The sequence below is a fragment of the Pedococcus sp. NPDC057267 genome, assembly GCF_042668795.1.
Classification (GTDB): Bacteria; Actinomycetota; Actinomycetes; order Actinomycetales; family Dermatophilaceae; genus Pedococcus.
This window is the reverse complement of sequence record NZ_JBHUYG010000047.1, coordinates 21,067-33,050: the sequence shown is the minus strand read 5'-3', so window position 1 is coordinate 33,050 and position 11,984 is coordinate 21,067. Positions and strand designations below refer to the sequence as shown.

Sequence of the window (11,984 nt, the reverse complement as noted above, 5' to 3'; positions counted from 1 at the left end):
GCTCATCTGCGTGTTGGCGTGGGGTGCGGTGGGGTGCGCGAGGACGGCGCGCCAGCGCCGCCCGCAGCGCGGGGCCCCATCGCGGGGTCCCACGCCGCCGCGGCGGAGCCGCGGCCTTGAACCAGTAAAGAAACTCCTCACCGAAGCACCGGCAATCTAGCCCGCCAGCGTGTCCGTCCACCGTTCTTCGATTCGGCCGAGTCGCCAGATGGCGAGGGCGATCAGCCAAGCCAGGACGAAGAGTCCGACGATTGCGAATCCGGCGTAGTCCAGCGGGATGCTTCCGATGGCGGCGATGGGGCCGGTCGTGATGTGGGCTTGGTCAGCCAGGACGCCGATGAGCTCGATGGTGCCGATGAGCAAGGCGACGGCGACGGAGATGCTGGTGATGGTGATGTTGTAGAAGACCTTGCGAACGGGGCGGGCGAAGGCCCACCCATAGGCGGCGTTCATGAACACGCCGTCGGCAGTGTCGAGCAGGCACATGCCCGCGGCGAACAGGACGGGCAGGACGAGGATCGAGTAGAACGGCAGGTTGAACGCGGCCGCACCACCCGCGAGGACGAGGAGACCGACCTCGGTGGCGGTGTCGAACCCGAGTCCGAAGAGCACGCCGATCGGGTAGATGTGCCAAGGCTTGCGCACGGACTTGGTCAGTCCGGCGAGGAACCGGTTCATGAGGCCCCGCTTGTTGAGCTGGTCCTCGAGCTGAGCCTCGTCGAAGACGCCTCGGCGCATCTGCCTGAACACCTTGATGATGCCGACGAGGACGGCCAGGTTGAGGATGCCCAGGATCCACAGGAACACCCCGGAGACCGAGGCGCCGATGACACCGGTCGCCGAGTGCAGGGCCGAGCTGTCGTTCTCGACGGGCGCGGCCAGAGCCTTGACGCCGAGGGAGAGCAGGAACGCCAACCCGAAGACGATGGTGGAGTGACCGAGGGAGAACCAGAACCCGACGGACAGGGGCTTGCGATCGGAGCCGGCGAAGTCGGCCATGAGCTTGCGCGTGGTGTTGTCGACGGCGGCGATGTGGTCCGCGTCGAAGGCGTGGCGCATTCCAAACGTGTAGGCCAGCACTCCCACGCCGACGCTGAACACGGGATGGTCGCCACCGAGGTGGTAGTGGTGTGGCACGACCAGTCCGAGCAGGACGCCGAAGCCGAGCACGTGCAGCAGCACGATGAAGCCTGTCATCGATGCCAAGCTTCGCCGGTCCCGGGGGGTGAGGCTCTGGCGGAAGCGAGAGAACCGGGTCCCGCCGGCGCGGGCGAGTCCGTTGTCGGTTCCAACTGCGGTGCCGGGGTCGCCGCCGGTTCGAGAAGTCACAGCCACCCCTCCACTATTGCAAAGTGTTAGCAATAGCGGAGGGGTGGGGTGTTCCATGACCTTGTCACGCAGACCGGGTGGGCTACTGCACGAGCACCTTCAGGAGCCGGAGCGACGGGTGGTGCATCTCGACCTCGTACGTGCCCGGGACATTGGTGCTCAAGTCCAGAGTGACAGGCTTCCCTGCTTTGATCTCGACCTCCTGGTTGAACCCGTGGGCATGGAGCTCGTCGTCGTGGTCGCTGGTCACGGTGAGCCGAAGCGTCTGTCCGACCTTGAGCTCGACGGTGGTCGGCGTGGGCGTGACCGTACTTCCCTTGACCGAAACGGCGAGGGTCTGGGCTGCGCCAGCTTCTGCTGCGCCCGAAGGGGCCGAGGAGCTGCCTGCGCTGGAACTCGACGTCGTCGAACTGCTGGAGGAGTTGGACGACCCACACGCGGACAGCGCGATCGCGCAGCCTGCGGTGAGCGCGAGGATGCCGATCCTGAGTCCCGGCCGGGTGGTGAGCGGGTGGTGCTGGGTCATGAGGGGTTCCTTCCGGTTCGAGAGCGACGGCCCCGAGAAAGCAGCACGAGGAGAACGAGGATGATCAGGACGGCGAGACCGACCCAGTAGATCCAGGAGCTTTCGCCGTCACTGGACGTCCCAGCTGGCGCGGACGCCGATGTCGACCCTGTGCTGTTCGGAGACGTCGCCGGGGTCTGAGGGGTGGCAGTGGGAGTGCCCGATCCGGCGACGGTGAACTTGAATGTGCCGGACACGGGGTGCCCGTCGTCAGAGGTCACGTGCCAGGTGACCTGGTAGGCGCCTGCTGCTCCGCTCGAGGGTGCCGCCAGGGGTTGGTGGACGGTGGCGTCAACGACCTTCGGCTTGCCTTGGGAAACGAGTTCACCGGTTGGGCCGGTGACCTGGACGACGTCGCCGAAGGCCGCTGGTGGTTCGTCGAATGTCAGGGTGATCTCTTGCGGAAGGGTGGCGAGGGCCGCGCCAGCCTTCGGCGAGGTCGAGCGGAGCACTGCGTGGGCAGATGCGCCACTGGCCGTCGCCAGGAGCAACCCCAGTCCGATGACCAGGACCGCCAGCCCAGAGGTGAAGTAGCGGCGGTGCCGTCGGCGCCTTGGCGCGGTGGCGTGGCGTGTGCTGACGAGGAGAGTTGGGGGAGATGGGTACATGGGAGGTCCTAATGGGTCGGTGGGGAGCCGGCTAATGCCGGGTGGGCTTCATGTCGCCACCCCGCACGCGGCCCGACCTCAGGACAGGACGATCCGCCTAGTGCGCGGCAGCTGGCAGGACCGCGGGCGGCCCCCTGCGCCCTAGCCCTCCGGAGCAGACGATTTGGCGAGCCGCCGGCCGTGGGTACGGCGCAACGGGATGCGCGGACTCCATAGGGAAAACACGCGCCCGGGACGGCATGGCGGGCCAGACCAGGGCGGCGAGGAACCACACGGCGGCCTCACCACGTGCGAGCACAAGCCCCACGAGCGCCGCCGCGAGGGCGTGGGCAGCCAGCATCGCCACGCCAGCGCTGTGATGCACCGGCATGGTCGTAGCCCCATCGGCGCACGTCATCACGGTCTCGTGACCGGAATGCATCGGATGGCCAAAGGACACCGGGATGCAGTTCCCGCCCGCGCTCAGGAAGCGAAACGCCTCGTGGAGAGCCAGCTGGGAGACCCCCAGGCCGGTCACGGTGGCAGCACGGCCGAGTCTTCGCCCAGTCAGTACCACGGCCGAGCAGAACGTCAGAAGGAAGATCGAAGCCATCCACGCCGTAGTAGGCAACGCACCGCCCGCGACGATGTGCGCAACGGACGCGAGAGCGTAAGCCGCAACCGCTAGACCGCTCGCCCGGAGCAGGCGCAGTGCACCGGCGGTTGGCGAGTTCATGCCCGTCAGCCTAACGGCGCACCGCGTTCCCTCCGGCTGCCCCCGCCGGCAGGTGCAAGCACGCGATCTCTCCACTGCGGGGCGCCCAGGTAAAGGTCTGGTCAAAGATCACGTCCGAGGGTGACAAAAAGTGGACTGAGACGGTTTCGCCGGGGACGGTGAGTGATGTCGCACCTCAGGGTACGGCCGGATCGACAGATCCGAATCATGTTGCGTTACAACGCTTTACGGTTGCCACGGTTAGTACGGTTATTGCGACTGGTACTGGTTGTTGGTGGTTGGTTGTGGCGCGTACCGGCCCACCTACCGAGCCCTGCTTGAACGGGGCTTGGTGGCGGCGGCCAACCGTTCCACCTCATTGCCGACGCGGTGTCGCTCCTCTGCTCGCGCTGGCTTTCGTCAACACAGTGGGGCCGCCCTTGGACTGGGTGTGCCGTGCGGCAGAGGACCCTTCGGGGAGAGCACGCACGGCACACCCTCACCAGGGAGGGGGTGGCCGCCATGTCGCTTCAGACAGTCAACGCGCTGTGGGCCGCGCTGCCCCGCCCAAGGTTCGACGACAACAACAAGCTGCACCTGCCCGGGTACCAGGCACACGAGTCGAAGGCGATCGTGGCGCGGCTGGTGTCGGACGACCTGGACGCGTGGTCGGTCGCAGCGTCCCGGGTGGGGTACTGCTCGAACCCAGTCCACCTGGTCGGGGCCTCCACCACCATCGACACCACCACCGGTGAAGTCATCTCGTCGTACACCTCAGCCGACGAACCACTCGGTTCGACGGTGGTGCGGTGCGGCAACCGGCGCGAGTCCGCCTGCCCGTCCTGCTCACGCCTGTACGCGGCGGACATGTTCCAGCTCATCAGGGCCGGCGTCCGGGGCGGCAAGACCGTCCCGACCGAGGTGGCGGACAACCCGCTGGTGTTCGCCACCCTCACCGCCCCCTCCATGGGCCCGGTGCACGGCACCCGAGACAACGGCCGCCGCTGCCGCCCCCACACCACCGGCCAGCCCCGCTGCCAGCACGGGCGGTCGACGACCTGCATGGCCGCCCACGCCGACGGCGACGAGCAGCTGGGGCAGCCGCTGTGTCGGGACTGCTACGACTACGCCTCCCATGTGGTGTGGCAGTGGTGGGCGCCGGAGCTGTGGCGCCGATTCACCATCACCCTGCGCCGAACCCTTGCCCACCACCTCGGCATCCCCGCCACCCGGCTGCACGAGGCGGTGACAGTGCAGTACGCCAAGGTCGCCGAGTACCAACGTCGCGGCCTGGTCCACTTCCACGCCCTGATCCGCCTCGACGGCCCCCGTGACGTCGAAGGCGGGTTCGCACCCGCCCCCAGGCAGGTCACCCCAACCATCCTCGCCCGCCTCGTCCGCGACGCCGTCAGCCTGGTGAGGTTCACCGCCCCACCCGTCCACGACGACGACGTCCCGCGGGTGCTCGCGTTCGGGTCCCAGGTCGACGCCCGCCCCGTGACCACCGCCCGGCGCACGGACGACCCCGGGACCGCCCTGTCGCCGGAGCAGGTCGCCGGGTACCTGGCCAAGTACGCCACCAAGGCCGCCGCCGACACCACCGACCACACCAACCCCCACCTGCGCCGCATCCAACACACCGCCGACACCCTCGGCCGCCGGGTCGAGGACGACTGGGTCACCACCGGCCGCCAAGGCCCCCTCGCCGCCCTCCCGTACGGGCTGCTGGGCAAGTGGGCGCACGAGCTCGGGTTCCGCGGCCACTTCGCCACCAAGTCCCGCCGCTACTCCATCACCCTCGGCCAGCTCCGCAGAGCCCGCCGACGCGCCCAACAGCTCGTTGCCGACGCCAACCGCCGCGGCGAGGCCATCGATCTGGCGTCGATGGAGGCGCAGCTGCTGGCTGTGGACGACGACCACACCACCACTCTCGTCATCGGATCGTGGACCTACACCCACACCGGCTGGGACACCCCCGGCGACGTCGCTCTCGCGAAAGCCGCCGCCGCAGCCGCCCGCGAACACGACCAGGAGCGAGCAGCCCAGCGGAACGCAAGGAACCAACAAGGGGAAGTGACATGAGGAGACAACCGGCTCTCGACGAGTCGCCGAGGCCCGCAGCGTCCGAGGTGGTGCGGATGGAACGTCTGTGGACCATCCACGACGTCGCCGCGTACCTCGGGATCCCGGCCGGCACGCTGTACCAGTGGCGCCACCGGGGGATGGGGCCGCCCGGGGTACGCCTCGGTAAGCACCTGCGCTACCAGCCGGCTGCCGTGCGGGCGTGGGTCGCGGAGCAGGTGGCCTGAACATGGCCAGCATCACGAAGGACCCCCGCGACGGCCGGTGGCTCGCTAGGTGGCGCGACCCGCAGCACCGGCAGCGCAAGAAGTCGTTCGGCAGGAAGGTTGACGCCGAGCGCTTCCTCGCGGCTCTGCTGGCCGAGATGAACCGTGGCAACTACCTCGACCCGGCGGCCGGCAAGGTCACGGTGGGGGAGTTCTCGAAGGTGTGGGTGGTCGGCCTCTCGCACCTGAAGGAGTCGACCGCAGAGCGGTACCGGGGCATCGTGCGCAACCACGTCGTGCCGAAGTGGGGGAGTACGCGCCTGTCCAGCGTCGCTCCGTCGGACGTGGCGGCCTGGATCGGTGAGCTGACCCAGGGCGGCGCGAGTCCATCGACCGTGCGCCAGGTGCATCGTGTCTTCTCCCTGATCATGGATCTGGCCCTGCGTGACGGCCGGATCGGTCGCAACCCAGCTGTTGGGGTCCGCCTCCCGCGAGCGGTGAGGGGCGAGCCGCGGTTCCTCAGCCCGCCGGAGCTCACGGCTCTGGTCCGAGCCTCCGGGCCGGGTGCTCTGGCGATCTGCGTGCTGGCGTTCACCGGCATCCGGTTCGGCGAGCTGACGGCGCTACGCGTGGTGCGCGTCGACCTCGCCCGACGCCGGTTGCACATCGCCGAGAGCGCGTCGGAGATCGGCGGTCGCCTCGTCTGGAGCACGACCAAGAACCACCAGACGAGGTCGGTCCCGGTGCCGCCCGGCCTGATCCCGATGCTCGAGGAGGCGGTCGCGGGCAAGGAGCCGGGTGACCTGGTCTTCATGTCGCCCCACGGAGGACCACTCCGGCTGGGCAACTGGCGCACCCGCGTCTTCGACCCTGCGTGTGCCGCCGCCGGCATCGTCGGGCTGACCCCGCACGATCTGCGCCACACCGCCGCGTCCCTGGCCATCGCTGCGGGGGCCAACGTCAAGGCGGTGCAGCGGATGCTCGGGCACTCCTCGGCCGCCATGACGCTCGACGTCTACGCCGGCCTGTTCGGCGACGACCTCGACTCCGTGGCTGCCCTGCTCGACGCGCATGTGCCACAAATGCGCCACAGCGGCGAAATCACGGCCGTCCCAGGAGGCCGAAATGACGCCGCTTAGGACGCTGACCTGTATCGATATGAAGTGGGGCAGGTCGGGCTTGAACCGACGACCGACGGATTATGAGTCCGCTGCTCTGACCGACTGAGCTACTGCCCCGCGCCAGCCCCGCTCGCACCGGGCTGGGCGCCGGAAGCCTATCGGCCCGTCCGGGGCCGGTTCACAGGGTGGCGTCCACCTGACAGCAGCCTCACGGCTGCGGCTGCCCACCGCCACAGTGCCGGCCCCGACGGTGGAGGTCCACCACCCGAAGGAGAAACCCTCGTGAAGATCCGCATCGTCCCCGTCGCCGCCGGCCTGGCCGCAGCCGCAGGCATCGCCATCACCGGAGCCTCCCTGGCCAACGCCGCGCCCGCGACCTCCACCGCCGCCACGGCATACACCGCCCCGCAGGGGAGCGGCGAGATGCCGGGCGGCCAGCCGCCCCGGGGCAACGGCAACACCGACCCCAGCAAGCCGATGCGCAGCGACGAGAAGCTGCTCACCGGCGACGTCGCCGCCAAGGTCACCGCGGCGGCCAGGAAGAAAGAGCCCACAGCCACCATCCAGCGCGTGGAGACCGACTCCGACGGCGTGTACGAGGCGCACATGGTGCGCACCGACGGCACCCAGGTCATCGTCCAGGTCGACAAGGCGTATGCCGTGACGAACGTGCAGGTGATGGGGCAGGGCGGGCCGGTTGGCCAGCGCCCCGGTGGTTCGGGCAGCTCGCAGCAGGGGCAGACCTCCGCGCCCAGCGCCACCAGCTGACCCCGGTCCCGGCGGGGCGGTGCACCCAGGGGGTGTCCGCCCCGCCCGACGCGGCACGGGCGTGATTGCTGGGAATGCTGGTGCTGCCGGTGCTCGTGGTGCACAATGGGGCCTCAGCACGCACAACTGAACAGCCGCGGCACACGCCGAGCTCTCGTGACGAGGTCGTTGGGGAAGACGTCCCTCACACACGAAGGAGGCCCGGATGTCTGTCGCGATGCCGCGTGTCATGACTCGCGGGGTGGTGTTCGTGCACTCCACCCCCAAGGCGCTGTGCCCGCACATCACCTGGGCGCTCGAGTCGGTCCTGGAGACCCGGCTCTCCATCGACTGGACGCCTCAGCCTGCCGGTGCCGCACTGGTCCGCGCGGAGTTCCCGTGGAGCGGTGTGCAAGGCACCGGCGCCAAGCTCGCCTCGACCCTGCGCGGGTGGGACAACCTGCGCTACGAGATCACCGAGGAGCCCAGCCCGGGCGCCGACGGCTCGCGCTGGTCGCACACGCCCAGCCTCGGCATCCACCACACGTGGACGTCGGCGAGCGGGGACGCGGTCGTCAACGAGGACCGCCTGCGCGAGGTGCTGCGGCTGTCCCAGGGCTCGCCTGAGGCGATGGCCGAGATGCTCGACGAGCTGCTCGGCACCGACTGGGACGACGAGCTCGAGCCGTTCCGGTATGCCGGTGACGGGGCACCCGTCCGCTGGCTGCACAAGGTGGGGTGACGTCGCACCGGACACCCCCTGCGACCTGCACGTTTCCCGCCTTCCGGAGTCGGGCCGGTAGCCTTCTGCGCTGATCCCTGACCCAGGAGGACCGTGTGAGACCCCGTCATGCGCTCACCGGCGTCGTGGCAGCGGTCGGCGGCGTCGCCCTGCTCTGGTGTGCGTGGCTGGTGCTGCGGGCCAACCTGACTGCCGGCACGACCGTCGCCGCCGTCGTTCTCTGGCTCCTTGCGGCCGGCGCCGTGGCGACCCTCGCGGCCTACGTCCGGGAGGTCGAGCGGCACCGGGCTGACCGGGCCCGGCACCGCTCGTCGGCCAAGCCCTTGCCCGGCCTCGTGCTGCTCTGGGTGGCGGGCCTGACCGCCCTGGCCGCGTTCCCGTTCATGCTCTCGGAGTCGAGCGCGGCCGGGTCGACCTCGGCGGACCCCAGCGCACCCGCGGGTGGGTCGGTGGGGTCCCCGACGTCCTCGCCGTCCTCCACACCGGTCCCGACGCGGACGTCGCCGACCAGCCCGTCCCGGGGTGCCGCCCGGACCCCGTCGCCCAGCGCCACGTCGGCGGCGGCGGCACCGAGGACGACGCCCCGGCCCGTCACGACGTCGACCCCGGTCGTGACCTCCCACACCTCGTCGGCGACGACCACCGCGCCGAAGCCGAGCACGTCGACGACGACCACCGCGCCCATCGTCACGATCACCCTGCCGCCGGTGCGGACCAAGGGCCACTGAGCGCGACCCCGGCCTCGGACGGCTCAGCCCACGAGCAGTGCCTGCGGAAACGGCCGCCGCCCGGCGCGCTGGCGCAACGCGACCAGGCCCGCCGTGTCGAAGACCTCCGCCGGCAGCAGCCAGTACCGCCCGGTCATCGCCACCACGACGATGCCGTCGAACTGCTCGACCGTGTGGAGCAGGTCGTAGCTGACCTCGTGCGAGCAGTGGTGCCCGCGTACCCGCAGGGAGTGGGGGCCCACGACGACGCCGACGAGCTGCCCGGGGGCGAAGTCGCGTGCGACGGCAGCGCTGGTCGACAGCCGCACCATGGCCAGCGCCACCACGAGGCACAGTCCGGTGGCGCAGACGAGTATGCCGGTGGAGAAGGCGAGGACCTCCGGCCGGAGAGCCGGCCCGGTCAGCTCCGTCGTCACCGTCGGCAGCCACAGGAGCGCGACGGCCCCGACGAGCATCCCCCACGTCTGCGGCCGACGCAGGACGTGTGGCGGCGGGCGGCTCGCAGCGCCCGCCGTGCCATCTGCTCGTCGACGACGACGATCGCCTCGCGTGCGCCCTCGTCGGCGCCGACCACTTCCCGCATCGTGTTCCCTCCTGCTGCCCCGGCAGGAGGCTAGGACCCGCCACGTGCACCGTGGACGCACGGGTCCGCAGGTCTGACCGAACGGATGAGGACGCGACCGCGTCCCGACCTCGCAGACGGTCGCCCTACTCTTGACAGCTGCCCCACGGAACCAAGGAGCCAACCCGTGACCGCCCTCGTCCTCGTCGCCGTGGTCGCGACCGTGCTGACCACCGCGGCCTTCCTCGTCGCCGCGCGCGACCGTGCTCCCGGCGACGCGCGGCACGCACGCGGTGCGTCGTCCATGGCCCGCGTCCTGGCCCCGCTGGCAGGGCTGGCCCTGGCTGGCGCCCTGCTCGTCCCGGTGCTCCCACCCGCGGACGTCGGCTGGTCCGTCGTGGCCCTGTGGGCCAGCACGGTGGTGTGGGTGCCGGTCACGAGCCGCTGGTCGGCGCCCGGGCACGCGAGCTGGGCGCTGTCCGCCTCGACGGGGTTGGCGTATGTCGTCGCCATGGCCCTGTGGACGGCCTCGTCGGGGCTCTCCGGGCTCAGTGTCGTGGGCGCGTGGGCCCTCTGGGCGCTCGAGGTGGCAGCGTTCGTCCTCGTCCTCGCCTACGGGTGGGAGATCCACGACGCGCTGGGGTCCCGGACGTGGCGACGCCGCCTCGGACGGGGCGCCGGCCCGGCACCGGTGGGGGCGGACGAGCACCACCCGTTCGTGTCGATCCACGTCCCGAGCCACCGCGAGCCGCCGGACATGGTGATCGCCACCCTGCGGTCGCTGCTCGACCTGGACTACCCGGCATACGAGGTGCTCCTCGTCGACAACAACACCGACGACGACGCCCTCGTCGCCCCGGTCGAGGCGTTCTGCCGGGCGCACCCGGAGGTGCTGCGGTTCCACCGGCTGCTCGACTGGCCGGGGTTCAAGTCGGGCGCGCTCAACTACGCCGAGGCGCACAGCGACCCCAGGACCGAGCTCATCGCCGTCGTCGACGCCGACTACCAGGTCGACCCGGGCTGGCTGCGCGACACCGTGGGCGCCTTCGCCGACCCGGCGGTGGCCTTCGTCCAGACCCCGCAGGACTACCGCGACTGGACCGGTTCGCAGTACCTGCGCAGCCTCTACTACAGCTACGACTACTTCTTCGCGGTCTCCCAGCCCTCCCGCGACGAGCGCAACAGCGCGATCTTCGGCGGCACCATGGGGCTGGTTCGCCGCGAGGCGCTGCGCGACGTGGGCGGCTGGGACGAGTGGTGCGTCACCGAGGACGCCGAGCTCTCGCTCCGCCTGCTCGCCCGGGGCTGGTCGGGCCACCACGTGGACCGCACGTTCGGCCGCGGGGTCATGCCGCTCACCTTCGAGGCGCTCAAGCGCCAGCGGTTCCGCTGGTGCTTCGGCGGCATGCAGATCCTCAAGCGGCACTGGCGCATCCTGATGCCCTGGCACCGCGGCACGCGCCTGGACCTCGCCCAGCGCGTCGGGTACCTCAACGGGGGCATCCAGTGGCTGGGCGACCTCGTCGGCCTGCTCTTCAGCCTCCTGGTGGTGCTGAGCCTGGTCGACCTGGCGCTGGGTGCTGGCCTGGTCGTCCGCCGCCTCAGCGGCCTGCTCGTCCTGGCCGTGCCGGCCCTGGTCCTCGTCGGCCTCGCCCGAGCCGTGGCGGTGGTCAAGGCGGTGGGGCGGGACGCCACTTGGCGCGACGCGGCGGGGGCGTTCATCATCTGGCTGTCCCTGGGCTGGGTTGTGGCGATGGCGTGCGTCCGGGGACTGGTGGAGCCCAAGGGCGTCTTCCTGCGGACGCCGAAGGTGCGCGGCGACGTGCACTGGTTCCAGGCCGTCCGGGCCCACCTCGTCGAGGTCGGGCTGGCCGTCGTGGCACTCGCCAGCGCCGCCGCCGGTGTCGCCACCCGCCCCGGCTGGGTGACGGTGGGACTGACGGGGCTGCTGGTCGTCCCCGTCGCCGGGTGGCTCGCCGCGCCGGCCCACAGCATCGCCGCGATGCGGGCCGACCTCCCGGCCGACCTGCGTCGCCGGCGCACCGCGGAGTGGGCGCGCGGCTGGTGGGGCCCGAGGGCCCGCACCTCCCTGGCGACCGTCGCCGGCGCCGGCGCACTGGCCGCCGTGGTGGTGCTCCTGGTGCAGCCGACCTCCCACGAGTCCCCGCGCACCGCGGCCGTCCCGCGCGTCGGCCCCTCACCCACGCACCAGTCCTCGGCACGGCACGCCACCGGTACGTCGTCGAGCACCACGTCGTCGACCACGGTGCCCGCCGGTGTGGCGCCGGTGGGGGTGACCACCTCGTCGACGAGCACGTCCGCGGCGTCCTCCTCGACCTCGCCGTCGTCCACCAGCCGTGCCGCGGCGACCTCCCCGACACCCTCGGGGTCGCCCACCACGGTGCCCTCGCCCACGAGCGCGGGCAGCCCCACCTCCGTCGGCAGCCCGACGTCCGTGGGCAGCCCGACCAGCCGGCCGACCCGCACCACGCCCACGCACCGGCCCACCACCACCAAGCACCCCTGACGGGCGCCGGACGCGACCGAGCCGGGCAGTGACACGGGGTGCCGCTGCCCGGCTCGGGCGACCGGGGTCCCGT

Annotated in this window: 11 protein-coding genes and 1 tRNA gene; 6 read left to right on the top strand and 6 right to left on the bottom strand. The window is 71.0% G+C overall.

Annotation, left to right across the window (positions count from 1 at the left end):
- Nucleotides 1-156: 156 nt before the first annotated feature.
- The 3 genes from ACFUC1_RS11690 to ACFUC1_RS11680 all read right to left on the bottom strand — a co-directional run bounded on the left by ACFUC1_RS11690 (nt 157) and on the right by ACFUC1_RS11680 (nt 2,502).
- A complete protein-coding gene (locus ACFUC1_RS11690) occupies nt 157-1,197 on the bottom strand; it encodes a HoxN/HupN/NixA family nickel/cobalt transporter (RefSeq protein WP_379119853.1) in 1,041 nt (346 codons plus the stop codon).
- Between the two features lie 214 nt (nt 1,198-1,411).
- The gene (locus ACFUC1_RS11685; RefSeq protein WP_379119851.1) at nt 1,412-1,855 is read right to left on the bottom strand and encodes a cupredoxin domain-containing protein; all 444 of its coding nucleotides are present in this window, start codon (nt 1,853-1,855) and stop codon (nt 1,412-1,414) included.
- Nucleotides 1,852-2,502: a copper resistance protein CopC gene (locus ACFUC1_RS11680; protein ID WP_379119849.1), complete on the bottom strand. Its 651-nt coding sequence runs from the start codon at nt 2,500-2,502 to the stop codon at nt 1,852-1,854. Before ACFUC1_RS11680 ends, ACFUC1_RS11685 begins: the two co-directional genes overlap by 4 nt.
- A gap of 1,216 nt (nt 2,503-3,718) precedes the next feature.
- On the opposite strand from ACFUC1_RS11680, the gene ACFUC1_RS11675 reads away from it, so the two are divergent.
- The 3 genes from ACFUC1_RS11675 to ACFUC1_RS11665 are packed head-to-tail and all read left to right on the top strand — an operon-like array spanning nt 3,719 to nt 6,623.
- Nucleotides 3,719-5,278, top strand: a complete 1,560-nt coding sequence (locus tag ACFUC1_RS11675; RefSeq protein WP_379119847.1) for a replication initiator — start codon at nt 3,719-3,721, stop codon at nt 5,276-5,278.
- 56 nt (nt 5,279-5,334) lie between these two features.
- Nucleotides 5,335-5,505 (top strand): helix-turn-helix transcriptional regulator, encoded by a 171-nt coding sequence (locus ACFUC1_RS11670; protein ID WP_379119845.1) that lies wholly within the window; start codon nt 5,335-5,337, stop codon nt 5,503-5,505.
- A 2-nt stretch (nt 5,506-5,507) separates the two neighbouring features.
- On the top strand, nt 5,508-6,623 hold the full coding sequence (locus ACFUC1_RS11665; RefSeq protein ID WP_379119844.1) for a tyrosine-type recombinase/integrase: 1,116 nt from the start codon (nt 5,508-5,510) through the stop codon (nt 6,621-6,623).
- A gap of 25 nt (nt 6,624-6,648) precedes the next feature.
- On the opposite strand, the gene ACFUC1_RS11660 is transcribed toward ACFUC1_RS11665, so the two are convergent.
- Nucleotides 6,649-6,722, bottom strand: a tRNA-Ile gene (locus ACFUC1_RS11660).
- 165 nt (nt 6,723-6,887) lie between these two features.
- Here ACFUC1_RS11660 and ACFUC1_RS11655 point away from each other — a divergent pair.
- Both ACFUC1_RS11655 and ACFUC1_RS11650 read left to right on the top strand, forming a co-directional pair.
- Nucleotides 6,888-7,373: a hypothetical protein gene (locus ACFUC1_RS11655; RefSeq protein ID WP_379119842.1), complete on the top strand. Its 486-nt coding sequence runs from the start codon at nt 6,888-6,890 to the stop codon at nt 7,371-7,373.
- Between the two features lie 205 nt (nt 7,374-7,578).
- Nucleotides 7,579-8,094, top strand: coding sequence for a DUF3145 domain-containing protein (locus tag ACFUC1_RS11650; RefSeq protein WP_379119840.1), 516 nt, complete (start codon nt 7,579-7,581; stop codon nt 8,092-8,094).
- 259 nt (nt 8,095-8,353) lie between these two features.
- Here ACFUC1_RS11650 and ACFUC1_RS11645 read toward each other — a convergent pair whose 3' ends face one another.
- Together ACFUC1_RS11645 and ACFUC1_RS11640 are read right to left on the bottom strand one after the other, a co-directional pair.
- The gene (locus tag ACFUC1_RS11645; RefSeq protein ID WP_379119838.1) at nt 8,354-8,785 is read right to left on the bottom strand and encodes a hypothetical protein; all 432 of its coding nucleotides are present in this window, start codon (nt 8,783-8,785) and stop codon (nt 8,354-8,356) included.
- A 60-nt stretch (nt 8,786-8,845) separates the two neighbouring features.
- Complete coding sequence (locus tag ACFUC1_RS11640) at nt 8,846-9,277, bottom strand: hypothetical protein (RefSeq protein ID WP_379119836.1); 432 nt, start codon at nt 9,275-9,277, stop codon at nt 8,846-8,848.
- Nucleotides 9,278-9,571: 294 nt separating this feature from the next.
- Here ACFUC1_RS11640 and ACFUC1_RS11635 point away from each other — a divergent pair, with 294 nt between their 5' ends.
- Nucleotides 9,572-11,911, top strand: a complete 2,340-nt coding sequence (locus tag ACFUC1_RS11635) for a glycosyltransferase (protein ID WP_379119834.1) — start codon at nt 9,572-9,574, stop codon at nt 11,909-11,911.
- Nucleotides 11,912-11,984: the final 73 nt, after the last annotated feature.

What these genes read in the sequence shown, in the direction of transcription:
- ACFUC1_RS11640 (WP_379119836.1), bottom strand. Translation starts at nt 9,277, where the DNA reads ATGCTCGTCGGGGCCGTCGCGCTCCTGTGGCTGCCGACGGTGACGACG.
- ACFUC1_RS11680 (WP_379119849.1), bottom strand. Translation starts at nt 2,502, where the DNA reads ATGTACCCATCTCCCCCAACTCTCCTCGTCAGCACACGCCACGCCACC.
- ACFUC1_RS11665 (WP_379119844.1), top strand. Translation starts at nt 5,508, where the DNA reads ATGGCCAGCATCACGAAGGACCCCCGCGACGGCCGGTGGCTCGCTAGG.
- ACFUC1_RS11690 (WP_379119853.1), bottom strand. Translation starts at nt 1,197, where the DNA reads ATGACAGGCTTCATCGTGCTGCTGCACGTGCTCGGCTTCGGCGTCCTG.
- ACFUC1_RS11670 (WP_379119845.1), top strand. Translation starts at nt 5,335, where the DNA reads ATGGAACGTCTGTGGACCATCCACGACGTCGCCGCGTACCTCGGGATC.
- ACFUC1_RS11675 (WP_379119847.1), top strand. Translation starts at nt 3,719, where the DNA reads ATGTCGCTTCAGACAGTCAACGCGCTGTGGGCCGCGCTGCCCCGCCCA.
- ACFUC1_RS11650 (WP_379119840.1), top strand. Translation starts at nt 7,579, where the DNA reads ATGTCTGTCGCGATGCCGCGTGTCATGACTCGCGGGGTGGTGTTCGTG.
- ACFUC1_RS11685 (WP_379119851.1), bottom strand. Translation starts at nt 1,855, where the DNA reads ATGACCCAGCACCACCCGCTCACCACCCGGCCGGGACTCAGGATCGGC.